The following is a 25,226-nucleotide window of genomic DNA, read 5'->3' on the forward strand; positions in this document are numbered from 1 at the left end:
TAATGTCAAAAAAATTCAAGATCCTGTGTTTACTGCTGATCATCGCCATTATGTTTACTGCGATGATCAACCTGAACACAGGATTTTTAAGTTTGAACCTACAGGACTTTTTCCAGGATTCTGCCCAAAGTCAGATTGCTGAAATCCGTATCAACCGGGTCTTTGTGATGCTTTTGGCAGGCATTTCCATTCCCACGTCAGGATTTTTGATGCAGGAATACTTTCAGAATCCACTGGCAGGTCCTGATATATTGGGAATAACATCTGTAGCCAGCTTATCTGTTGCCTTTTATATTTTCTTTTCCCACGATTTTCTGATTCCGGAATTTCTGCAAAACAGTTTTCTCAGCCTTTCAGCGATCGCAGGAAGTCTTGTATTAATGCTGATTTTGCTTTCCATATCGAATAAATTTCAGGATAAATCTTATCTTATCATATTTGGATTCCTTGTTTCTGCTTTTGCGGGTGCTGTGGTCTCGCTACTGCAGTTCTATGCAGAAGATCAGAGTCTGAAAAACTATATTTTATGGTCTTTCGGGGCTAATAATATGGTGACCAGAAACCAGATCTACGTATTGGCTGTTCTAGTTTTCACTGGCCTGTTTTTCTGTTTTAAAACGATAAAACCGTTGATTGGGAATTCATTGGGAACTTCTTACGCACAGAGTTTAGGAGTTAATCTCCATCAGCTAAAGATCCTTATCATTGCGGCTTCGTCTCTACTTTCAGCATCTATTACTGCATTTTTGGGTCCTATCTTGTTTATTGGAATCATTGTTCCGCATTTCTGCAGACTGATCTATAATCCTTCCAAATTGTGGCAACAGTGGATTCTTAATATGTTTCTTGGCATGCTGATGATGATGCTTTTCTCCGTAATAGCAGAAAAAACACAGATTCCTCTGAATGTGATCAGTTCAGTATTTGGAATACCGGTGATTTTATTGATGCTTTTGAAACAAAATAAGGTTTAAGGGTAAATAAGTGAACTGTGAATGGTGAATTTTTTAACCCGTAAAATATGCTCCGTATAATCTGAGAAACCTGGGTGAACTCATTTTTTTATTTGATCGCTTATTTTCCTGATGAATTCTGTTGAGGAAATTTATAATTTATATATTTGATCAAATGAACGCTATAAATTTGTGATTGAATGAATCTGATGAATATTACAATAACACAGAAACAATTAATTATTGCAAATACACTTCAGTTTGTATTAGGTTTATTATTCATGAGATTTTCCAACATATTCCGGATGAATAAGGATCTCCACTGGATTTACTCATTTGGACATTCCTGGTATCTGATGTCGGCTTTACCTTTCTTTTTTTGGGAATCTCTAATTTTAGGAGGTTACACGATCTGGAAAGTTAAGAGAAATAAAATTCTCTATTTATTTTTCAGCCTTTTTCCTTTATTACTATTTTTAATAATTATTTTTTTCGCAACTTAATATGCACCTGGAAATCAAACAAGCCCACGTAGGCTACGACACTACCTTAATTTCAAATGCTAATGCAGATCTGAAACTGGGCGACGTATGCCTTCTGATTGGAAATAACGGTGTAGGAAAAACAACACTCATTAAGTCTATTTTACACCAGCTTTCCCTGCTGAGCGGAGAAATTTTAATTAATCAAAAAAACATAAAAACCCTTTCTGTTAAAGAAATTGCAGAAAATATAGCGATCGTTTTTTCAAAATCCAGTATTCCGCAGCATTATACGGTTGAAGATCTTATTTCTTTGGGAAAATACATCTACTACCCTTTTTATTTTGAACTGAAAAAACAGGACCGAGAAGAAGTTTCATATATTATAGACGAACTGGAATTGGGACAATACCGCCACACGCTTCTTAAAAACCTTTCGGACGGAAATCTGCAGAAAGCATTCATTGGACGGGCCATTACCCAAAATTCTCCTGTTATAATTCTTGATGAACCAACAACGCATCTGGATGAAAAAAACAAGCTTATCATCTTAAAAACACTTCGCAGACTGGCTAAAGAACAGCATAAGATCATATTATTCTCGTCCCACGACTGGAGACTTGCCAAAGAGTTTGCAGATAAAATATGGTATGTAAAAGACAATCAGCTTTTCTCAGGGCTGGTAGAAGACCTCCTTCTTCAGCATGATGAGCTGACGAATGCATCGTTATTTCAGGTGAATGAAAACTTCGTTCCCCCTTCCATTACCGCACCCCAGGTTCATAAAGAAATGCTGTATTCCCTGTTACAGAAAAACTCCGAAAAAGACCTTTCATCACTTCATTTTGAGTATAAAGATGGTTTTTGGGAAATCCTTACTAACACTTCCAGGCAACAATATGAATCTTTCGAAAAAATAGTTAATTTCGTTAAAAACATTCATTAATACAGCTTTTTTATTAAATAATTCACATACTATGCATGCATAGTATTATGCTAATCATACAATTTAACCCACTATATTTCAGGTTATTAACAAAATTTAACGTTAATAAATACTATGCATGCATAATATTTACTAAATTTGGGTAACACCATTCGTACAAAAATGATGGATAATAATAGAGAAAAAATAGAAAACGTAGATTTAGTTTTGAAACAGACCTGGTTGGCTGTCTCAAAAATGTACACAGAACTTGCGCAAGAGCATGATTCAACCGCTGTACAAGCCCTCACTCTCCTTAAAATTGATCCCAAAGAAGGTACTCGAAGTACAAACTTAGGCCCTAAAATGGCGATTGAACCGACCTCATTGACCAGAATCATCAAGCTTCTGGAGGACAATGGATATATCTATAAGGAAAAGACCACCGCCGACAAAAGGGAAGTGATCATCAAACTTACTGATAAAGGCCTTAATTCAAGGAATATGTCAAAAGAAGTGGTTGTGAATTTCAATAAAAAGGTGATGGAAAAGATTGCTCCTGAAAAAATTGAAACCTTCAAGGAAGTGATGTCTGAAATCATGAAAATCGCAAACGAATTACTTAATAACAGAAAATAAATGATAATGAAACCTCAGGGTTGCATATGATTTTAGAAATAATAAAAATTTACATATGAAAAGAAGAATCAAACATGTAACGGTTCTTGGTTCAGGAATTATGGGTAGCGGTATAGCGGCACATTTCGCCAACATTGGTGTGGAAGTGTCTCTGTTGGATATCGTTCCTTTTGAACTGACGGAAGCTGAACAGAAAAAAGGTTTGACCAAAGATGACAAAGCAGTAAGAAACAGAATTGCTTCTGAAAACTTTGAAAAACTGAAAAAAGCAAGTCCTGCCCTTCTCTATTCTCCAAAATTTGCAGATAGAATTAAAGTAGGAAACTTTGATGATGATCTTCAAAAGATCAAAAACACAGACTGGATCATTGAGGTTGTTGTTGAAAAACTTGACATTAAGAAATCTGTTTATGAAAAAATTGAACAGTTCAGAAAGCCGGGAACATTAATTTCTTCTAATACATCAGGAATTCCTATTCATTTTCTAATTGAAGGAAGAAGCGATGATTTCAAACAATACTTTGCGGGAACGCACTTCTTCAATCCGGTAAGATATCTTCCTCTTTTAGAGATTATCCCTACCCCGGATACTCTTCCGGAAGTGGTTGACTTCTATATGAGCTATGGAGCTAAATTCCTGGGAAAAACCACCGTTTTAGCCAAAGATACTCCGGCATTTATTGCCAACAGAATCGGAGTATTCTCCATGATGGATTTGCTTCATAACGTACAGAAATTAGGGTTAACTGTTTCTGAAGTTGATAAATTAACCGGTCCTGTCATCGGACGTCCAAAATCCGCAACTTTCAGAACTGCTGATGTTGTAGGTTTAGATACTTTGGTAATGGTTGCCAATGGCGTTCGTCAAAGTGGTGCTGAAGCCAATAATTTCAATGATGTTTTTGCTCTTCCCAATTATATCCAGACAATGATGGATAATAAGTGGCTGGGTTCTAAAACAGAACAAGGGTTCTATAAAAAAGTGAAAAATGCAGAAGGAAAATCTGAAATTCACGCTTTAAATCTCGATACCTTAGAATACGAGCTTCAGGGAAAATCTTCATTCCCTACCCTAGAATTAACTAAAACCATTGACAAACCAATTGACAGATTCAAAGTGTTAATTGGTGGAAAAGATAAAGCAGGAGAATTATACAGAAAATCCTTAGGGGCGTTATTCGCTTATGTTTCTCATAAAGTTCCTGAAATCTCTGACGAAGTTTATAAAATAGACGACGCTATGAGAGCAGGTTTCGGGTGGGAAAACGGTCCGTTTGAAATTTGGGATGCAGTAGGCGTTCAAAAAGGTATTGAATTAGCTAAAGATGCTGGTTATGAAGTTTCTGACTGGGTTAAAAATGTAGAAACGTTCTATAAAGTAAATGAAGAAGGTCAGAATATTTTCGTTGATAAAAATTCAGGAGAATACAACAAAATTCCGGGTCAGGATGCCTTTATTATTTTAGATAATATCAGAAAAAATAAAACACTTTGGAGCAATTCAGGGTCTGCTATTGAATATCTGGGTGACGGAATTATCAACTTCGAGATCCGTTCTAAAATGAACTCTCTTGGAGGCGAAGTTCTTGATGGATTAAACAGAGCCATTGATTTAGCTGAAAAAGAATATGACGGATTAGTCGTTGGAAACCAGGGAACGAATTTCTCTGTAGGAGCCAACCTTGCGATGATCCTGATGATGGCTATCGAACAGGACTGGGATGATTTAAATATGGCCATTGCCTATTTCCAAAAATCCATGATGAGAGTTCGTTACTCTTCTATTCCTGTGGTCGTTGCTCCTCACGGAATGACCCTTGGCGGTGGTTGCGAAATGACCATGCACGCAGACCGGGTGGTGGCAGCAGCAGAAACGTATATCGGATTGGTAGAAACAGGAGTTGGAGTTATTCCTGGTGGTGGTGGAACGAAAGAATTAACCTTGAGAACTTCAAGAGAATTCCACAGTGATGATGTTAAAAATAACAGACTTCGCGAAGCCTTCATGAACATTGCCATGGGTAAAGTCGCCACTTCCGCTTATGAAGCGTACGATATGGGAATTCTTGAAAAAGGAAAAGATATCGTTGCCGTTGATAAAAGAACACAGATCATGACGGCAAAAATGCTGGCAAAAAGTTTAGCAGAACACGGTTATACTCAGCCTATCGAGCAGAAGGTGAAAGTTTTGGGTAAAGATGCACTAGGGATGTTCTACGTAGGAACAGACCAGATGCTGACCGGAAATTTCATTTCTGCACACGACAAGAAAATTGCAGACAAACTAGCCAACGTAATGGTGGGAGGAAATCTTTCTGAACCAACAGTCGTTACCGAACAATACTTACTGAATCTTGAAAGAGAAACTTTCCTTCAGCTTTGCGGCGAAAGAAAGACCTTAGAGAGAATTCAATACATGTTGCAGAACGGAAAACCACTTAGGAATTAGACTTGAGATATAAAGACTCGAGACTAAGAGACTAGTAAAGAACTAAATTAAGGGTAAAATTATGCATAATATAAAAAAATTGAAAATCTGGAATGTTTCAATTGATTTATGTGTTGACGTCTATAAAGCATTAGCAAATATGCCAAATGATGAAAAGTATGGACTTTCTTCACAAATTAAAAGATCTTCTGTTTCAATTTCTTCCAATATAGCAGAAGGTGCTGGAAGAGAAAGAGAAAAAGAATTTTACTGTTTTTTAAATATTGCATATGGCTCTTCTTATGAACTTCAAACTCAACTTATTTTATGCGAAAAGCTAGAATTTATCTCTTCAGAGGTAAATAAACCATTGCTAGATAAGCTTAATGATGTTCAAAAAATGATTTATGTTTTTAAAGAAAATATTAATAAAAGAATAATTTAAGTGACAAGAGTCTCAAATCTCTTGTCTCAAAATCTCTAATCTAATGAAACAAGCATATATAGTAAAGGGTTTTAGAACTGCCGTTGGAAAAGCTCCAAAGGGAAGTTTAAGATTTACAAGACCTGATGTAATGGCAGCTACCGTGATTGAAAAATTGATGGCTGAGCTTCCACAATTAGACAAAAACAGAATTGATGACCTTATTGTAGGGAATGCAATGCCGGAAGCTGAACAAGGCTTAAACGTAGCCCGTTTGATTTCTCTGATGGGACTGAATACAGATAAAGTTCCCGGAGTAACTGTCAACAGGTATTGTGCATCAGGAAGTGAAGCGATTGCTATTGCTTCAGCAAAAATCCAGGCCGGAATGGCAGATTGTATCATCGCAGGAGGTACAGAATCTATGTCTTATATCCCAATGGGTGGTTACAAGCCGGTTCCGGAAACAGATATCGCAAAAACAAACCCTGATTATTATTGGGGAATGGGTTACACCGCTGAAGAAGTGGCCAAACAATATAATATTACAAGAGAAGAACAGGATCAGTTCGCTTTTGAATCTCACATGAAAGCTTTAAAAGCTAATGCTGAAGGTAAATTTGCCAGCCAGATCGTTTCAATTCCTGTGGAATATAATTTCCTGGACGAAAATCAAAAAATGCAGACTAAAAAGTTTGATTTTTCTGTAGATGAAGGTCCCAGAAAAGATACTTCTTTGGAAGGTCTGGCTAAATTGAGACCTGTATTTGCTAACGGAGGAAGCGTAACGGCCGGAAACTCTTCTCAGATGAGTGACGGAGCCGCTTTCGTCATGGTGATGAGCGAAGAAATGGTGAAAGAGTTAGGGCTTGAGCCAGAAGCAAGATTAGTAGCGTATGCTGCAGCAGGTCTTGAACCGAGAATTATGGGAATGGGTCCTATTTATGCTATTCCAAAAGCTCTAAAACAAGCAGGTCTTGAATTAAAAGATATTGAACTTATCGAGCTGAATGAAGCATTTGCATCACAGTCTGTTGCGATCAAAAAAGAATTAGGTCTAAATCCTGATATTCTTAATGTCAATGGAGGTGCGATCGCTCTTGGTCACCCGCTTGGATGTACCGGAACAAAATTGACTGTTCAGCTTCTTGACGAAATGAGAAGACGCGGCAACAAGTACGGAATGGTCTCCATGTGTGTGGGTACCGGACAGGGAGCGGCTTCAATCTTTGAATTATTATAGATAATGAGATAATGGACCAATAGATAATAGACTTTACAAGCACAAAAAAAATTATGAGCAATTTTAAAAGGCATAATTTTAAAAAACTTAAAATTTGGCAGATGGGTTTAGAATTAGCAAAATTTACTTTAGACCTAACTGATACTTTTCCAGCATATGAAAAATATGGTCTGAAAAGCCAGATGGATAGATGTGCAATCTCCATTCCTTCTAATATAGCCGAAGGTTCAAGCAGAACAAATAAGTCTTTCAGTCACTTTTTAGACATTTCCTTAGGTTCTTCATTTGAATTACAAACTCAAATTGTATTGGCAAATAACAGAAAATATTTATCTGATGAAAAAAGTGAAGCTTTTGAGATTAAAATTGAGGAATTTCAAAAAGCAACAATGGTCTTTCAAAATACTTTAAATCAGTAATACAATCTATTATCTATCAGTCTATCATCTAATAATCTTAAAAAAAATCTAAAATTTAAAATCATAACAAATGAGTAATATAGTTAAGGGAGGTGAATTCCTCATCAAGGAAATTCCTGCAAATGATATTTTCACTCTTGAAGAACTGAGTGAAGAGCAAAAAATGCTTCGTGATTCTGCAAAAGAATTTATCGACAGAGAAGTCATTCCTCAAAAAGAAAGATTTGAGAAAAAAGACTATGCATTAACTGAAGAAAAAATGCGTCAGTTGGGTGAAATGGGTCTTTTGGGTGTTGCTGTTCCTGAGGAGTACGGCGGCCTTGGAATGGGCTTTGTGAATACCATGTTAGCGTGTGATTACTGTTCAGGAGCCAATGGTTCTCTGGCAACGGCTTATGGAGCTCATACCGGAATCGGGACCCTTCCTATTCTATTATATGGTACAGAGGAACAAAAGAAAAAATATCTTCCGGATTTGGCAACGGGTACAAAATTCGGAGCTTATTGTCTGACAGAGCCGGATGCTGGTTCTGATGCAAACTCTGGAAAAACAAGAGCAAAACTTTCCGAAGACGGAAAACATTATATCATCAACGGACAAAAAATGTGGATTTCCAATGCAGGTTTTGCAGAAATCTTCATCGTGTTCGCCAAAATTGATGATGATAAAAACATTACAGGTTTCATCGTAGAAAAAGAAGGAACTGAAGGTCTTACTTTCGGTGAGGAAGAACATAAATTAGGAATCCGTTCGTCTTCTACAAGACAGGTTTTCTTTAATGACATGAAAGTTCCTGCTGAAAATCTTTTAGGGGAGAGAAACAACGGTTTCAAAATCGCTTTGAATGCTTTGAACGTTGGAAGAATCAAATTGGCAGCAGCCAACCTTGACGGACAAAGAAGAATCCTCAACCATTCTCTTCAATATTCTAATGAAAGAAAGCAGTTTGGCGTTTCTATTTCAACTTTTGGAGCGATCAGAAAGAAACTGGCAGAAATGGCAACCGGAATTTTCGTTGCTGAAGCAGGTTCTTACAGAGCAGCAAAAGATGTTGAAGATAAAATCAACGAATTGGTTGCCGGTGGAATGAATCACCAGCAAGCTGAGTTAAAAGGGGTTGAAGAATTTGCGGTGGAAGCTTCTATTTTGAAGGTTTTCGTTTCAGATTTGACTCAACATACGGCTGATGAAGGAATTCAGGTGTACGGTGGTATGGGCTTCTCTGAAGATATGCCTATGGAAGCAGCATGGAGAGATTCAAGAATTGCAAGAATCTATGAAGGAACCAACGAGATTAACCGTCTTTTAGCGGTTGGAATGTTGATTAAAAAAGCAATGAAAGGAGAACTGGATCTGCTTTCTCCTGCCATGGCAATCAGCAAAGAACTAATGGGAATTTCTTCATTTGACGTTCCTGATTACTCGGCATTCATGGCTGAAGAAAAAGCGATCATTGCCAACCTTAAGAAAGTATTCTTAATGGTTTCAGGAGCTGCCCTTCAAAAATACATGATGGATATTGAAAAACAGCAGCACTTATTATTGAATGCTTCTGAAATCCTTAACCAGATCTATATGGCTGAATCTGCTATTTTGAGAGCAGAGAAACACTTCTCTCCTGAGTCTGTAGAAGCAGCGATGGCACAGCTTAACCTTTACAAAGCTGTTGAAAAAATCATCGTAGCAGCTAAAGAAGGTATTATTTCTTTCGCTGAAGGGGATGAGCAGAGAATGATGCTTTCAGGATTAAGAAGGTTCACGAAATATACGAACCATCCAAATGTAGTAGCCTTAACTGAAAAAGTAGCTGCTCATTATATTGCTAAAGGAGCTTATTAGTCTTTTTTATAAATAAATTTGATTGTAAAGCGTCTCAATTTTGAGACGCTTTTTTTGATATAATTATTACAATGTTCGGTCAATATTAAACTTCTCTTATCATTTCAAATTGGGCAACCTTTTTTGAAAGCCCGATTTTTTTCAGAAAACAGGAAGCAGAGGCTGAGCTATCATCCACATTATAAACATACACATCATGCCCTTTAACCGCCTCATTAACGTAAGAAAATAAACTGCTGCCAATTTCCATACCTTGGTAATCAGGAGACACGGCAAACTGATGGATCTTTCCTGACATTGCATTGAATATCACATATCCCACGAATACATTGTCCTTGTAAGCCATACCAATGTGGCAAAGTTCTTTGATTTTTTCTAATGTATGAACGGCATTTTGCCAGGTAGGTTTTATTTCCCACAAAGAAACAAATTCATTCCATTTAAATTCCGAAACCTCCAGGATCGTAACCTCTTTATTGTAATTTAAAATATCCAATTTACCTGAGAAACAGTCCAGTTTTCTGGAAACAACATATCCCATTTTCTCATAGGCTCTAATGGCGGGCCAGTTCTCCTGGATGACTTCAAGAACCATTTTCTTTACATTGAGTGCTTTTAATTGAGGAATCAGTTCTTCGTACATTTTCCCGACCAGACCTTTTCCTCTGTAGTCCGGTATTACTCCGGTACCGGCATTGTATACAGCCAATTCTGATTCCTCCATTCTTAAGCCATGAAGCATAAATCCTACTATCCTATCGGAATCAAAAACACCCAAAGATAAATCAAGTCTGATATCCTCGGCCTCAATTTTAGATTCCAATTGTTCCATAGTCAATTGAAAAGGCACAATATAATCGGAGAATGACAGATTAAAAACATCAACAAGCTCTTCTGTCGTTATCCCTTCTAAATTTTTAATTTTCATATTCGGCAACCTCTATTTTCAGTTAAAAAAATTATAAAAATCATTTGTAAAACCTGATCAAACAGGCGCTATAAAAGTACTTTATTTCTAAAGAAACTCAAATGTTTATTATTTTTAAAGCTTGAACTTTTTTATAAATATCCCAACATTTTTGAGTTTGCCATGCTTTTTTTTGTTGTCTTTCTATTTTTTTTCTATTTTTAATTAATAAATATGATCAGCAATCATTTTTTCACACTATGATAAAAAAATTATCCGCTTTTATTACCGTATTTGTATTCTGTCTCTCTTTTTCCCAATATGCCCTTCGAGACAGTATAAGACCAAAATGCAATGGTATATTACAAGACATTACGTTGAGTAAGATAGAATATGCTTTCAGCAACAGAATAAACCGACCTAAAGAACCCAAGATTAATTTTGGATGCGGTACCGCAGCAATGGAGTACGCAGAGGAAATTTCATGCATGAATGCTGAATCTATTCTCAAAAAATACCCTTTTGTTATAAAAGAATTGAAAAGCATAGAAAGTGAAATCTTAACATTAGGTGACTCCAATATCCTATGGATCCAGAACGACCCTGTAAGTCTGAACGACGATCCTGTTGAGATCAGGAAAAATGAAATTAAATATAAAAACTGGAAACTAAAAAAGAAAAAAATTCCGGTCTCTGTTTCCATTACCATTAATAAAAAAAATGAAGATACAGAAGATGTTCTGATCCAATTTTTATGGCCAGATAAAAAGAAGGAAATAACCAAAAAATACAAAGTGTTTAAAAATCCAGAATGGAATTTTACTCCATCATAACCATTATTAAAAAACGTAAAGGAATGAAATCATTATTATCGTGTACATTGATAGTATTTTGTACAACCATTTTCGCACAGCAGAAGGAAGATACAGTAAAGGTTCTGCCAAAAACGGACACCGCAAAGGTGAGTTACTTTAAAGATCGTAAAAAAGGAATGCCGGCAGACCGTAATACAGATCATAAGGAACTCTATAAAATGCTTACCGTAAAGCCCAAGGACACCTCCGCTTACATGGCTTTAAAAGAGGCAAAAAAAGATTATTCAAAATACAGGATACTCAACACTACGGTTCCTGAAAAAACAGCAACAGATCCTGCCAAAAAAGAAACACCTTCAAAATAATTAAAAACAAACTAATCAAACCACAAAAACCAATTACTATGGGAAAATTTATTATCTCGAAGAGAACAGACGGTGACTTTAAATTCAATCTGAAAGCAGGAAACGGTCAAGTGATCTTAAAAAGTCAGGGATATGGCTCAAAATCATCATGCGAAAACGGAATAGAATCTGTACGCACCCACTCGCAAGACGATTCGAAATTTGAAAGAAACGGAGCAAAAGACGGGCGCTGCTATTTCAATTTAAAAGCAGGAAATGGTCAGGTTATAGGAACCAGCCAGATGTATGAGTCTGAAAACGGAATGGAAAACGGGATAGAGTCCGTAAAAAACAATGCACCAGGTTCCTCTGTAGAGGATGAAACCATTCTTTAACAATATCTAAAATAAACTCAATAAAAATGTCTTATTTTTTAAGGCATTTTTTATTTTTGTATTCTATTTTCTATTTGAAATGACAAAAGAAGAAATGCTCAACAGAGCCATAAAAATAGCCGATAAGGCACACAAAGGACAAACCGACAAATACCATGCACCCTACATTGCTCACGTTTTGAGAGTGATGGAATATGGAAAAACACTGGATGAAAAGATCGTAGGTGTACTGCACGACGTGGTGGAAGATCATCCGGCAGAATTCAGTCTCGAGTATTTAAGAGCTGAAGGTTTCCCAGAATATATAATTTTTGCCGTAAGCTGCCTTACCAAATACGATCCTGAAGAAGATTATGATGAGTTTATCAAGAGAACTGAAAGATCACCTCTTTCAGTAGCCGTAAAGCTGAATGACCTGCGGGATAATATGGATCTTCGGAGAGTGAACAGAGAACTGACACCTAAAGATATTAAACGGTTTAACAAATATCTGAAAGCGTACCGTTATCTGATCGAGAAATATTAAAAGCATAAAAACACAAAAATGAATAACCTTCCTAAAATTTCACCAGCTTACAGGTCTAAGCTGACTTCTGCTATTGTATCCATTTCAATATTTTTTACGGTATATCTTATCCTCATCGCCATTTCCCTCTTTCTGATTGTACTCTTAGGATATGGAGCCTATTCTATTCTTGCATTCAAAGTAAGCTATTATACCCTGATAGCTGCCGCAGGGCTTGCCAGCATAGGTATTTTTGTCTTTTATTTTATGATCAAATTCATTTTTAAAAGAAGTACCTCTACTACCCGGCATCTGGTAGAAATTACAAGATCCCAGCAGCCCGAACTTTTTAGCATCATCGATGAAATTGTCACAGACACTCAGGTAAAAGCTCCTAAAAAGGTATTCCTTTCTCCTGATGTTAATGCCAGTGTAAGTTATAATTCTGTTTTCTGGAGTATGTTTTTTCCGGTGAGAAAAAATCTCACCATAGGATTAGGATTAATCAATTCCACCAGTATCGGCGAATTAAAAACCATTCTCGCTCATGAATTCGGGCATTTTTCCCAAAGAAGTATGAAAGTGGGCGGATACGTACACCATGCACAAAAAATTGTTTACGAAACGGTTTACAATAACAAGGAATATGAAGATATGATCCTGAATTTTTCGGGAAATTCATTTCTTACTTTATTTGGAGCGATTTCAGTAGGCTTTATCAATATATTTCAATTTATACTGAAAAAAGTCTCTTCTTTCCTGTTCCAAAAACATGCTTCCCTGAGCCGTGAGATGGAATACCATGCTGATGCTGTTTCGACTTTTCTCACCAATCCTCAGGAGCAGATCTCTTCCTTGTTAAGGATAGAATTAAGTGATTCAGCTTTTTATTATTCCTTTAATTTTTATACCCAAAGTGAGCAGAAATACCTTCCAAAGAATATTTATAAAAATCAGACCTCCTTACTGAAAATTTTCAGCGAAAGAAATAACCATCTTTATAGTAATGGTCTTCCAAAAGTAGATGAAGGGGATCTGACCCGTTATAATAAAACAAAAATTGAAATCTAGGACCAGTGGGCTTCTCATCCTGACACGGCAAAAAGAATTGAAAGAATCAGAAATAACCAGACCAGAAACATTCCGGAAAATCACGAACTGGCAAAAAATATCATCAGAGGATATGATGAGATCTGTGAGGTGATGACCCGAAAATATCTGACTCTGCATCAGGTAAAAAATGTGGGTGAAGTTATAGACGATGAAAAATTCATCGAACTTTATATCGAAAAATATCCCTATCAGTATTTAAGTTCAAATTTTAACGGATACTATGAAGCTCACAATCCATTATTAGAGAATATCGAAACTATTATAGCAGGTTCCGATACCGTTATAGACGATGAAGATCTGTTCAGTGACACCAAAGTTTCTTTAATTTATGAAAAAGCAGGAATTGAAAGTGATCTGCAAACCCTTGCTTATTTAAAAGCTAACCCTAAAGAAATTAAAACATTCAGGTACGGAGAAAATCTGTACAAGGCTAAAGATGCCACCAAACTGATTCCTGAGCTTGAAAGTGAGCTTTTAAAAGTAAAAACAGAGCTTATGAAAAATGATGAAGACATCTTCCGCTATTATTTCAGCAAGGCTGATCAATACAATCAATCGATCTTATTGGGGAAATATAAAAAATTTGGAGTTATAGACAAAGAGTTCGACAGATTTCAGGAAGCACTTACTGAGTTTGTTGGATACCTTCAGTTTATGACTGTTACTTTGCCTTTTGAAGAAATCCGTAAGCACAGAGCCAAACTTTTAAAAGCGGAAGCCACTTTCAAAAAAAATCTGAATGATTTTATAGAAAACTCAAGTTATAAAGAATCATTGACAGAAGAAAGCAGATCTATCCTGAAATCATATGCAGACGCTTCGTACATTTACTTTAATCATGACAAATACCTCGAGAATGAAGTTGAATCTGTATTCGCAATGGTCAATCAATTTCAGAGAACCCTCAATGAATATTATCTTGAACTAAAAAAGGATGTATTAGGTTTTCAGGCAGACTTAGACAAAGCATCTTAATCCGCTCCCGGGAAATCATAGGTTTTTGTAGGATGGTCCGTACCGTCGATATTGATGTTCAGGGCCAGATAAATGAAGTGAAGGTTTTTATTTCCTTTAGCTTCAAATTCACGCTGCCACAGATAACCCGTCAGGATTCCGAAATGGTCATCGATCTGATATCCGAAACCTCCGTATACCCTGTTTCTTGCGAAAGTAGGCTTCATCGGACTTACCAAAAAGATCTCGTCATAAGCATTGGCGAAGACCGTTCCTTTTTTGACTGTTTTTGCATTCAGGGGAACGCTGATGTTCAGACGGTATCTGTAACGCATTCTCTGGGAAGCTTTATCGGTTGCAGGTTCATAGAACCAGCTTTTCTCTGCACGGAAACGGTTTTCAAACTTCACGATTCCTTTTTTCAGATCGATCACGTCCTGTAGCCACACCCTGAATTCTTCTCTGCTCAGGCTGTGTTCTTTATAGTTCACATACCTTCCTAGACCCACGAAAGGTTTGTGATTTTTGGTCAGATTGTAACCTACTCCTCCTTTGATCTCGTAATAATCAGGGTAAGTATAATCTTCGTTACCTCTGAGCTGTCCTTCAGCATAAAGAAAAAATTTCGGATGAAACTTATAGGTTAGAGTCACTGCATTGAAGCTGGAAATGTGTTCCTGTGCTTTTAAAAAGGTTATACTCAAAAGTAAACTCAGACTTAAAAAAAGTTTCATAAAAAATTTTTGCAAAAATAAATTATTTAACAATTTGTTAATATTAACTTTCATTCATTTCGAATTAACATTTACTTAATATTGATCGTATACGAGAAGCCTAAATGGAACCATCGCTGAGGCATTTCAACCCCAAAAGCTTCGGTATATTTTGTATTGGTCACATTGTTAATCAGGACATATACAGAGAAATCTTTTTTGGCAAAACTCAGTTTCTCATCCAGTAAATTATACGTCCCCAGATTCATCCTTTCATTATACCTGTATACCAATTCATTCGTGAAATATTTCAGGAATCTGGTTTCAAGTTTGGCCACAACCTGATGCTTCAGATTGTCCAGGATATACCTTGAAACAAAATCATCAGATTCTTTTATTTTACTGTCCAGATACGTGTATCCTGCGGTATATTTCAGCCAGTCAAAGACTCTGTGGCTCAGCTCTACTTCAATTCCTTTTGTGTCGATTTTACCTACATTCTGGGCATACCACACCGGATCAGTCAGGCTTTTTTTAACCCAGTCTATAGAATTTTTTGAATTTCTCATAAACCCACTCACTTTTGCCAGAATTCTGCTGTTCTGGTACTGATAACCCACTTCTGAAGAAACTGCATTTTCAGGAAGCAGATCCGGATTTCCCTGTTCCGTTTTGCTTACATAATAAAGATCTGTAAATGTCGGAACCCTGTGAACTCTGGCAATATTTCCGTAGATCTTATTATTCTGATTGAAATTATATCCAACATCTAGACCCGGATAGAAAAAGTTCCCCTCCTTGGAATAATTGGCCCATGAAATGCCCGGACTGATGTTCAGTTTTTTATCCAGTAATGAAAAATGATGTTCAAAGAAAACCTGCGAAACAAAACGGTTTCGCTCTCCTAAATTATTACTCGCCAGAAACTCTTTTCTCAGCTCCACTCCAATACCCGTGGTTCCCAATCCCCATTGATAGCTGGAATTCACTTCACCGCCCACATTGTTTCCGATATGCATATTTCTGTAAACATCAGGTTTGTTTCTGTCATACAGATACATATCCTGTCCTCTTCTCCAGTATACATTAGAACTCAGTTTTAGAGCCCCGAAGGTCTGCTGATGTGCTAAACTTACAATAGAAGCCTGCGTTTCCTCATACTGTTCTGTTGCACTTTTAGAAGCATAAAAACCGTTGGCTCCGAATTTCTTTTCAGAAAAACCGGCCTGCAGTTTAAGATCCCCGTTTTTAATATTCAGTTTGCTCTGGTAGAAAACATTTCGGATCTCATAGTCTGTATTGTACATATACCCTTGTGACGAAGCAGAATTAGCCTGAAGAGCATTAGAGAATTTTTCATTTCCCAGCTGCGCATTGAAACCGAATCCGTAGGTTTCAAAATCTCCGCCGTCGGCACTTATTTTTACCCGTTTTCCTGGTGTTGTTTTTGTAATAATATTAATGACCCCGGCATAGGCATTCTGCCCAAACCTTCTGGCAGCAGGACCTTTGATGATCTCGATCCTTTCCACATCATCCATATCTACAGGTATATTCATAGAATTGTGTCCTGTTTGCGAATCATTCATTCTGATTCCGTTCAGCAGCAACAATACCTGTTCAAAAGAACTTCCTCTGAAACCGATATCACTCTGCACCCCATTGGCTCCTCTCCTTCTGATATCCATCCCGGGAACCTGCTGAAGAACCTCATCAATGCTTTTTGCAGGAGAATGGGCAATATCTTCCTTGGTAATCACTGTAATATTCTGATTGGCATTTTTATAAGGCGTGGAGATAAATTTACCCTGAAATTCAATACTTTCAATATCCGTTGTCTTTTCCTGGGCATAGGCGCAGAGCATGGATCCCAATAAAAATATGCTTCCAATCTTCTTGATCATAGTAGTCCGAGTTTTGTTCTAAATCAGTTTCTTTAATAATGGACCCAAAAGTAAGGGAGTTCCTGAACACAGGCAAATGATAGTTATCATAAAAAAAAGATGCAGTATTGAACTATACTGCATCTCTCATGGGAAGTAACCTTTTATCTTTTTCTCATTAAATGTGTAACAAGATCTCTGAATAACTTTCTCATTTCTTTATTACCTATTTATGAATACAATTTTAAATAATTTTAAAATACAAAACAAGTGGAAAAATTAAAAATATAATAAAAATCATAAATTGATTAAAAAAACAATACTGATCTCACACTAATATAATCTTATAGTTAGCAATCATCTACTTCCCATTGATGACTGAGTTCAGATCTATAAGTCTTCTTTTTTGAGTGTGATCCGTGAGAATATATTTGTCGTGAGTAAATATATTAAACGCATTATTTTCACCAAAAATTCGTAATTTTGTGGGTCTTAATTTTTTAAGATGCGAACAATCTTTTTCAAAGATAAAACATGGCTAAAACAATAGAAATAGATATAAAAAAACAGATCTTCGTTAAGAATGCACATCTTAACAATCTGAAGCATATAGACGTTCTGATCCCAAAAAATAAACTAATCGTGATCACGGGAGTTTCCGGAAGCGGAAAATCTTCTCTGGCATTCGATACTATTTATGCAGAAGGACAGCGAAGATATGTAGAGAGTTTGAGTTCCTATGCCCGTCAGTTTTTGGGTAAATTAGAAAAACCAAAGGTAGACGATATCAAAGGACTTGCACCCTCTATTGCTATTCAGCAGAAAGTAATTTCTTCCAATCCACGTTCTACTGTAGGAACTTCTACAGAGATCTATGATTATATGAAACTTCTTTTTGCAAGAATCGGGAAAACCTATTCTCCGGTTTCTGGCGAAGAAGTGAAGAAAGATTCTGTTTCCGATGTAATTGATTTTATCAAAGCTTCCAAAAAGGATACTTCATTTTTACTGACGGCTCCACTGGAATATGATGCAGATAATTTCAAGGAAGCACTGAACGTTTTAAAACTGGCTGGTTTCACGAGACTTGAAATAAACAGTAATGTAGCAGGCATTGAAGACCTGGAAAGCTTCGGTTTTACTCCTGAAAAAGGAATGATCATCAATCTTGTCATCGACCGTTTCTCTTATGAAGAAGATGAAAGTTTCCTTCAGAGATTGGCAGACTCTATTCAGATGGCATTTTATGAAGGTCACGGATACTGTGCCTTGAAGAATGCGGATACCGGAAAAGTAAAAGAATTCTCCAATAAATTTGAACTGGACGGCATGGAGTTTCTTGAACCGAATGTTCATTTTTTCAGCTTCAACAATCCTTATGGAGCATGTCCTGCCTGTGAAGGTTATGGAAAAGTAATCGGCATCGATGAAGATCTTGTTGTTCCCAATAAGACCTTATCTGTTTACGAAGATGCCATTGTTTCCTGGAGAGGAGAAACCATGAGTGAATGGAAAAAATCATTCATCAAAAAAGCAGAAGACTTCCCTATCCACAAGCCTTATCATCAGCTGACCAAAGAACAGAAAAATTTCCTCTGGAAAGGAGACGGAAAAAGCAGCTTCCCTTCGATCAATAATTTCTTCAAAATGCTTGAAGAAAACCTATACAAAATTCAGTACCGCGTTATGCTTTCCAGATACAGAGGAAAAACACTCTGTTCCACCTGTGAAGGCCTGAGGCTTCGTGAAGAAACAACCTGGGTAAAGATAGACGGGCATAATATACAGTCCATGATCGAACTTCCTCTGGATGAATTATATCCTTTAATAGAGGGACTGAAACTTTCTGAACATGATCAGGATATTGCCAAAAGATTGTTATACGAGATCAAAACCCGAATTCAATTTTTATTGAAAGTAGGTTTAGGCTATTTAACCATCAACAGAACCTCCAACACCCTTTCAGGTGGTGAAAGTCAGAGAATCAACCTTGCGACAAGTTTGGGAAGTTCACTGGTAGGATCTATTTATATTCTGGATGAACCTTCTATTGGTCTTCACTCAAGAGATACGGAAAACCTGATCGGAGTTTTAAAGAATCTCCGTGATCTCGGAAATACAGTCATTGTCGTTGAGCACGACGAAGATGTGATGAAAGCTGCGGATTATATTATTGATATCGGTCCTGAAGCCGGTTATCTGGGTGGTGAACTGGTATTTGCAGGGGATTATCATGATCTTAAAAATGCAGATACGCTGACCTCAAAATATTTGACCGGAAGAATGGAAATTGAAGTTCCTAAAAAGCGAAGAAAAGCGAAGGAATGGATCCATATTAAAGGAGCAAGGCAAAATAATCTTAAAAATATAGACGTAGATGTACCTTTGGAAAGCCTGACGGTAATTTCTGGAGTTTCCGGAAGCGGAAAGTCGACGCTAATGAAGGAAATTTTAACCAATGATATCCAGATCCAGCTTGGAATGGGTGGTAAAAAAGGCGATTACGACTCTGTAGAATTTCCCAAAAAACTCATTAAAAATATCGAGCTGATCGACCAGAATCCGATTGGAAAGTCCTCCCGATCCAATCCGGTTACTTATCTGAAAGCATATGATGATATCAGGGATCTTTTTGCCAAACAGAAAGTATCAAAAATGATGGGCTATAAGCCGAAACATTTTTCTTTCAACGTAGATGGCGGAAGATGTGACGAATGCAAAGGTGAAGGAGTGATCAATGTTTCTATGCAGTTTATGGCAGATATCGAGCTGGAATGCGAAGTGTGCAAAGGTACCCGTTTCAAAAGTGAGATTCTGGAAGTAAAATTCGATGAGAAAAGCATTTCCGACATCCTTCATATGACAGTTGATGAGTCTTTAGAATTCTTTAGAGACAATAACGAAGAAAAAATAGTTACCAAACTCAGACCGCTTCAGGAGGTTGGACTAGGATACTTACAGCTGGGACAAAGCTCTTCTACCCTTTCCGGAGGTGAGGCACAGCGTGTGAAACTGGCTTCATTCCTTGTTAAAGGAGTTACGACAGACAAAACGCTGTTTATCTTTGATGAACCCTCTACAGGACTTCATTTCCATGACATTCAGAAATTACTGAAATCATTGCAGGCTTTGATTGATCTCGGACATTCGGTAATTGTTATTGAACATCAGCCGGATATTATTAAAAGTGCGGACTACATTATAGACATTGGCCCTGAAGCCGGAAAATATGGTGGAGAAGTGGTTTTTGCCGGAACACCGGAAGACCTGGCGAAAAACAAAAAATCGCATACCGCAAAATACATCAAGGAAAAACTTGAAAACTAGATACCAATAGAGAGCCCAATGGCTCTCTGTTTTTTTATTAAAAAAAATAAATCCGGGCATTATATAAAAACGGACTCTGCTTACTGTAGGTTTAAAAGGTAATCAATATATTTAAACAAAAGTAGATAACTCAACCGCATCTTTAAACTCTTTTTTTTATCTTCGAAAAACAATCATTCCCATCACCTTCGTACCACTCTATCTTTTTAACATCTAAAATCATGAACTGTAAAATTCTATTCACTTCCTTTACTATTGTATTACTCTGTAACTGCACATCCAGAAAGATCACAAGTTCAGAAAAAACATTCGACGTTAAACTTGATACTCTTACCCTGTTTGATCAAAGTAGAAATCGTAAAATTCCGGTGGCTTTCTACAGTCCGAAAACCAATCAAAAAGTGTCAGGGCAACAGGTCGTTATCTTCAGTCATGGCTACGGAGCCAATAAAGGAGGTGATTATTTAGTGTATTCTTATCTCACCGAAATGCTGGCTTCAAGAGGATATTTCACCGTAAGCATCCAGCACGAACTTCCGACTGATGAACTGATTCCTATGGAAGGAAAGCCGCAAATTGTAAGAATGCCGTTCTGGGAACGGGGTACAGAAAACATTTTATTTGTTTTGAATGAACTTAAAAAGAGCAGACCAGATTTAGACTATAACCATCTGACACTGATCGGACATTCCAACGGTGGAGATATGACCGCTTTGTTTGCTGCCAAATATCCTGATCTTGTCTATAAGATTATTACCCTGGATAACCGGAGAATGTATCTTTCCAGAACCTCAATGCCTAAAATATATACCCTACGTTCCAATGATTATCCGGCTGATGAAGGGGTACTTCCGTCGTTTGAAGAGCAGAAAAAATACCATATTACTGTACAGTCTACTTCTATCAATCACGGACATATGGATAACAAAGGAAATGATGACGAACATAAAATTCTGAAAAATTACATACTTAAATACATTGATAAACAATAGCTTACAAACTTATCCACATTAAATTGTGGATAACTTGTGAATTTTAACATTAAATTCATGTTTCGTATTAAAAATAGTACTACATTTACTATGTAATACAACTGAAATGAAATCATTTTTTGCTTTTTTCAGCTTTGAAATTGCAATTAAATTTGAAATAAAAATTTAAGCACAGCATTGTCGGCTGTGCTTTTTATTGTTGTCTAATTAAAAAAATGAGATGTTTTTATCTACTGGATCCGCTCCTAAAGAGCGGATTCTTTTATGCACCACTCCACACAGTTCAATATCTTGTTTCTCTGTTTACTTTGCCTTCTATATTTTAATCACAAATTAATCCAAGAAAAAACTATAGTAAGCACGGTCTTTCTGGCAGCCGGAACTTTACCCAGGCCTAATTACAAAATCCTGATTTGAACAAACTAAAAATAATCTTCCTTCAGCAAGAAATCTGCTTTTAGCCGTTTCTTATGAAATGGACAGAACAGGAAAAGAATATAAAGAAAAAATCCAGACTGATATTTCTGTGACACCTTCCGAAAACACTAGTATTGACGCTGAATTGGCTGCGGCTATCCAATGGATCAAGGAATAGTTTCTTCTACTTCATCAGATCCCGGAACCAGATATAAGTATCGGTCTCATTTGGAATGTTAAGTTTCTTTCGGAGACGATACTTTTTGGTTTGGACCGTCCGTACCGATGTATAGGTGTAGGCTGCAATATCTTTCGTAGAGAAATTAAGATACAGAAAGGCACAAAATGCAATTTCCGAATTTTTAAGGTCGGCCGCCTTCACCAGTTTTTCTGAGAAACCTGGACAATAATCATTAAAACGGGTTAAAAACTCAGGACTGTTTTCTTTGGCCAGCGTAGTAACCTGTTCAAAGAGATCGTTGTTCCGTACGGGAACAATTTCTGTTGGTACAACATTGATAGATTTTCTTTTCTTGAAATAAAAAAAGTAGAGAACAATGAAAGCCATACTCAGCAGCAGAGCAACACAGAGATAAATCAACTTATTCTTTTCCTCTGTTTTCCCACGTTCTTCCGCCGCCTGTTTTTCATCTAACAGATCTCTCTGAACTTTATTTTGAGCATCATTGATACTTTGCACCGTAAGTAACTGTCTGGAATAATAGTCTGCACTGTCTTTCTCTCCCATTTTCTCATACAGATTGATCAAGTCACCGATCACTGCTTTCTGATAATTTTCACTTTTATAATAATGAACTGCTATACTTTTACAGATCCACAGGTGATGCTGTGCTTTTATCAGGTCGTTGGCTTTGAAATAATATTTGGCCGCATAGATAGAGGTAATATACTGAATTCCTTTTTCGTCTATCTTTTTGCCATTGCGCAACGCCTCTTCTATATAGATCCTGGCAGAATCCATCTTTCCCATTTCCAGATACATTCCGGAGAGATAAGCTGTGGGTTTATAACTGTTGGCTAATTTATTTTTGCTCTTTTCAGATTCACTATGGTAATTTTCTCGATATTTTTTTGATTCCAGGTAGGCTTTTTTATAGGCCTCTAGTGCTTTATCTTTTTCATTCATTTCGTTGTAAATCCCTGCATACTGCCATTCAAGCAAATATTCAAAATAGGGCTTACCTTTGGCCCGGACCGCAACTTCATCCAGCAGTTTGAGAGCCTTGATTCGCTCTCCCAATTTCTGATGCAAAAGAGAGCGGATGGTGTGAAAATAAAAAACAGCTTCAAAATCGGTATCTGAAGTGATCAGCTTTTTCTTTTCAACAAGATCAGTATAATAAAAAGCTTTTTTTATATCATTGTTCTTATTGTAAATATTGGCAATTTTAAGATATCCGAATACTTCACAATCTTTGTAATTTTCTCTATGGCATATGGAAATAATACGGTCTATCTTTTTAATTTCATTGCTGCCGGCTGTAGAAAAACCGATATCAAAAATGATATTTTTAAGGCTTTGCTCTGTGGGTCGCTGAGAAAATGAATAAAAAAACAGAGAAAAGAAAAACAAACAAGAAAGGAATTTTGTAATCATAATATTCTTTGGGTATTCTAAAACCTTGATCGGGTTACTATGTTTGACATCTACAGAATAAAAGCTACGTATTAGATACTACTCTTTGCCTGACGGTATTTTTAATCGGTTACGGAAGCAAAATAATTGCTAATTTCGAAAATCTTTACAAAAAACAACATGATCACACCATTAATATATTCTTTGCAATATTAACAATATTTCACTACTTTTTATATAACTTTCCACACAGATATAAATTTTATCAATTAAATATTTTTTTATGGAGAAAAACTACCTTTTATTATTACAGGCATCTGCCCTGTTGATTTATTCAGAATATGAAAATGTATTCTCAATCGGAATAGCCAAAACGAAACATTCATACTAGTTATTACAGTTCCATGGATCTGCTTTTTTGCAGTCCATGGTTTTTAACTGATTTAAAAATTAATTTTAATGAATACTATGATTAAAAGTATACTGACTCTGATCCTGATTACCCTTTCTACTCTGCTTTTCGCACAGTCTGATCCTGTTTTGTTTATTGGTAACAGCATGACCTATTTCAATGATATGCCTGTTCTTTTTAAGGACCTGGCCGCTTCCAAAGGAAAGAATGTTGAAGTGACTTCCTACACTGTAGGGGGTGCGGGATTTGTAAATCATGCCAATGATAATGTTCTCTATCAGATCATAAGATCAAAAAACTACAAATATGTGGTAATGCAGCCGGGAACTGCCGAATCTGCAGGATACTCATTCCCGGTTTCCGTAACCGCTGAAAGAGGTAAAAAGCTCAGAGATTCTATCAGAAAATACAGTCCGTGCGCAAAGATTTTCCTGTACGAAATTCCCTATGGAGTTCCTTCTCAAAATGAGTATGCAACCTATTTCAATTTACAGAAGACCATTAAAGATTCTATCACAAAGATGTCAACTCTGATGCAGACTGAAATGATTCCAGCGGGAGAATCTGCAAGAGCTCATTATACAGCAACACCGGATCTTGCCTTGCACAGTACGTATAACGATATTCATCCGGGGCCTCAGGGCAGTTATCTTGTCGCAGCTTCAGTGTATGCAGCTCTTTTTCAGGACAGGATTTTTCCGTCTTCATTCTACAGCGGTATGACACAGAATAAAGCCGAATATTATCAGCAGCTGGCAGACGGAACCTTTTTTAATAATCCCGCACAGTGGAACTCGAATGTTTTTCATATCCACTCCGGCTTTTCTGTAACAGGGAACGGCCAGAACATTTCTTTTTCCAATTTATCAACAAATTATGATATGGTTTTATGGACATTCGGAGACGGAACGACTTCGACTTCGGTGGATCCTGTTCACTTTTATGCTACATCAGGAACTTACACCGTAAGTCTTACCGTAACCAGGAATTCCTGCTCCGAAACCTTCACAAAAACAGTAAATACCAGCCAGCTTTCCGTATCCGAAAATGTTGTGAAAAGTTTTCAGTTTTACCCCAATCCTATTTCGCATCAAGGTTTTCTAAAAACAGGAAAACAATTTAAAGAACTTGAAATTTATACTGTTGACGGCCGAAAAATTCAGACCTTATCCAATTTGTCAACCTATGATACAACCATTGATTTTTCAGCTTACATCAAAGGAACTTATGTGATAAGAATTCATTTTGAAGATGGCAGTTTTGAAAAAGTAAAAATAATGAAAGACTAAACCGGAAATGTCACATTGGTTTATAAAATGAAAAGACTTTGCAGCAGCAAAGTCTTTTTTTTATTTCAATAAATTAGTATTTTTATTCCTTTTAAGGCCTCATAGTTCAATGGATAGAATAGAAGTTTCCTAAACTTTAGATCCAGGTTCGATCCCTGGTGAGGTCACAATTGATCTTGGATCATTATTAAAATTTTAAAAAAAATGGTC

Annotated in this window: 21 protein-coding genes and 1 tRNA gene; 18 read left to right on the plus strand and 4 right to left on the minus strand. The window is 36.7% G+C overall.

The annotated features are described in order from the left end of the window. Positions 1-2: 2 nt before the first annotated feature. The 8 genes from EG346_RS20010 to EG346_RS20045 all read left to right on the plus strand — a co-directional run bounded on the left by EG346_RS20010 (position 3) and on the right by EG346_RS20045 (position 9,353). Complete coding sequence (locus EG346_RS20010) at positions 3-974, plus strand: iron chelate uptake ABC transporter family permease subunit (RefSeq protein WP_073331201.1); 972 nt, start codon at positions 3-5, stop codon at positions 972-974. A gap of 483 nt (positions 975-1,457) precedes the next feature. Continuing rightward, positions 1,458-2,381, plus strand: a complete 924-nt coding sequence (locus EG346_RS20015; protein WP_123881071.1) for an ABC transporter ATP-binding protein — start codon at positions 1,458-1,460, stop codon at positions 2,379-2,381. 165 nt (positions 2,382-2,546) lie between these two features. After that, complete coding sequence (locus EG346_RS20020) at positions 2,547-2,999, plus strand: MarR family winged helix-turn-helix transcriptional regulator (protein WP_034751372.1); 453 nt, start codon at positions 2,547-2,549, stop codon at positions 2,997-2,999. 55 nt (positions 3,000-3,054) lie between these two features. After that, positions 3,055-5,448: a 3-hydroxyacyl-CoA dehydrogenase/enoyl-CoA hydratase family protein gene (locus EG346_RS20025; RefSeq protein WP_123881073.1), complete on the plus strand. Its 2,394-nt coding sequence runs from the start codon at positions 3,055-3,057 to the stop codon at positions 5,446-5,448. Positions 5,449-5,509: 61 nt separating this feature from the next. Continuing rightward, positions 5,510-5,872 (plus strand): four helix bundle protein, encoded by a 363-nt coding sequence (locus tag EG346_RS20030; RefSeq protein ID WP_123881075.1) that lies wholly within the window; start codon positions 5,510-5,512, stop codon positions 5,870-5,872. 43 nt (positions 5,873-5,915) lie between these two features. Next, positions 5,916-7,094, plus strand: coding sequence for a thiolase family protein (locus EG346_RS20035; protein WP_073331216.1), 1,179 nt, complete (start codon positions 5,916-5,918; stop codon positions 7,092-7,094). A gap of 53 nt (positions 7,095-7,147) precedes the next feature. Further along, entirely contained in the window at positions 7,148-7,513 is a 366-nt protein-coding gene (locus EG346_RS20040; RefSeq protein WP_123881077.1) for a four helix bundle protein, read from the plus strand. Positions 7,514-7,583: 70 nt separating this feature from the next. After that, positions 7,584-9,353 carry an acyl-CoA dehydrogenase FadE gene (locus EG346_RS20045; RefSeq protein WP_123881079.1) on the plus strand — a complete coding sequence of 590 codons (1,770 nt, stop codon included), beginning with the start codon at positions 7,584-7,586 and terminating at the stop codon, positions 9,351-9,353. 85 nt (positions 9,354-9,438) lie between these two features. Here the strand turns inward: EG346_RS20045 and EG346_RS20050 are convergent, their stop codons facing one another. Continuing rightward, positions 9,439-10,281, minus strand: a complete 843-nt coding sequence (locus EG346_RS20050) for a GNAT family N-acetyltransferase (RefSeq protein ID WP_123881081.1) — start codon at positions 10,279-10,281, stop codon at positions 9,439-9,441. Positions 10,282-10,637: 356 nt separating this feature from the next. Here EG346_RS20050 and EG346_RS20055 point away from each other — a divergent pair, with 356 nt between their 5' ends. From EG346_RS20055 to EG346_RS25195, 6 genes are all read left to right on the plus strand, one after another. Further along, complete coding sequence (locus EG346_RS20055) at positions 10,638-11,093, plus strand: hypothetical protein (RefSeq protein WP_123897888.1); 456 nt, start codon at positions 10,638-10,640, stop codon at positions 11,091-11,093. 23 nt (positions 11,094-11,116) lie between these two features. Beyond that, complete coding sequence (locus EG346_RS20060; RefSeq protein WP_123881084.1) at positions 11,117-11,440, plus strand: hypothetical protein; 324 nt, start codon at positions 11,117-11,119, stop codon at positions 11,438-11,440. Between the two features lie 38 nt (positions 11,441-11,478). Then, a complete protein-coding gene (locus EG346_RS20065; RefSeq protein WP_073331235.1) occupies positions 11,479-11,814 on the plus strand; it encodes a YegP family protein in 336 nt (111 codons plus the stop codon). A 79-nt stretch (positions 11,815-11,893) separates the two neighbouring features. Next, positions 11,894-12,340 carry a phosphohydrolase gene (locus EG346_RS20070; RefSeq protein ID WP_083563996.1) on the plus strand — a complete coding sequence of 149 codons (447 nt, stop codon included), beginning with the start codon at positions 11,894-11,896 and terminating at the stop codon, positions 12,338-12,340. 18 nt (positions 12,341-12,358) lie between these two features. Then, entirely contained in the window at positions 12,359-13,390 is a 1,032-nt protein-coding gene (locus tag EG346_RS25190) for a M48 family metallopeptidase (RefSeq protein ID WP_228426171.1), read from the plus strand. Positions 13,391-13,522: 132 nt separating this feature from the next. Further along, positions 13,523-14,407: a hypothetical protein gene (locus EG346_RS25195; RefSeq protein WP_228426174.1), complete on the plus strand. Its 885-nt coding sequence runs from the start codon at positions 13,523-13,525 to the stop codon at positions 14,405-14,407. On the opposite strand, the gene EG346_RS20080 is transcribed toward EG346_RS25195, so the two are convergent. Both EG346_RS20080 and EG346_RS20085 read right to left on the minus strand, forming a co-directional pair. Then, a complete protein-coding gene (locus tag EG346_RS20080; RefSeq protein ID WP_073331242.1) occupies positions 14,404-15,120 on the minus strand; it encodes a DUF2490 domain-containing protein in 717 nt (238 codons plus the stop codon). The genes EG346_RS25195 and EG346_RS20080 overlap by 4 nt on opposite strands. 71 nt (positions 15,121-15,191) lie before the next feature. Further along, on the minus strand, positions 15,192-17,003 hold the full coding sequence (locus EG346_RS20085) for a TonB-dependent receptor plug domain-containing protein (protein ID WP_123881086.1): 1,812 nt from the start codon (positions 17,001-17,003) through the stop codon (positions 15,192-15,194). Positions 17,004-17,516: 513 nt separating this feature from the next. Between EG346_RS20085 and uvrA the strand changes: the two genes are divergently transcribed. Then, positions 17,517-20,309 carry an excinuclease ABC subunit UvrA gene (uvrA, locus tag EG346_RS20090; RefSeq protein ID WP_123881089.1) on the plus strand — a complete coding sequence of 931 codons (2,793 nt, stop codon included), beginning with the start codon at positions 17,517-17,519 and terminating at the stop codon, positions 20,307-20,309. A gap of 221 nt (positions 20,310-20,530) precedes the next feature. Then, positions 20,531-21,301, plus strand: coding sequence for an alpha/beta hydrolase family protein (locus EG346_RS20095; protein WP_123881090.1), 771 nt, complete (start codon positions 20,531-20,533; stop codon positions 21,299-21,301). 601 nt (positions 21,302-21,902) lie between these two features. Here EG346_RS20095 and EG346_RS20100 read toward each other — a convergent pair. Beyond that, a complete protein-coding gene (locus EG346_RS20100) occupies positions 21,903-23,336 on the minus strand; it encodes a tetratricopeptide repeat protein (RefSeq protein WP_123881092.1) in 1,434 nt (477 codons plus the stop codon). Between the two features lie 438 nt (positions 23,337-23,774). Here EG346_RS20100 and EG346_RS20105 point away from each other — a divergent pair, with 438 nt between their 5' ends. Next, positions 23,775-25,016, plus strand: coding sequence for a PKD domain-containing protein (locus EG346_RS20105; protein ID WP_123881094.1), 1,242 nt, complete (start codon positions 23,775-23,777; stop codon positions 25,014-25,016). A 95-nt stretch (positions 25,017-25,111) separates the two neighbouring features. Continuing rightward, a tRNA-Arg gene (locus tag EG346_RS20110) sits at positions 25,112-25,183 on the plus strand. Positions 25,184-25,226 lie beyond the last annotated feature (43 nt).

This window comes from Chryseobacterium carnipullorum, from assembly GCF_003815695.1.
GTDB classification, from domain to species: domain Bacteria; phylum Bacteroidota; class Bacteroidia; order Flavobacteriales; family Weeksellaceae; genus Chryseobacterium; species Chryseobacterium carnipullorum.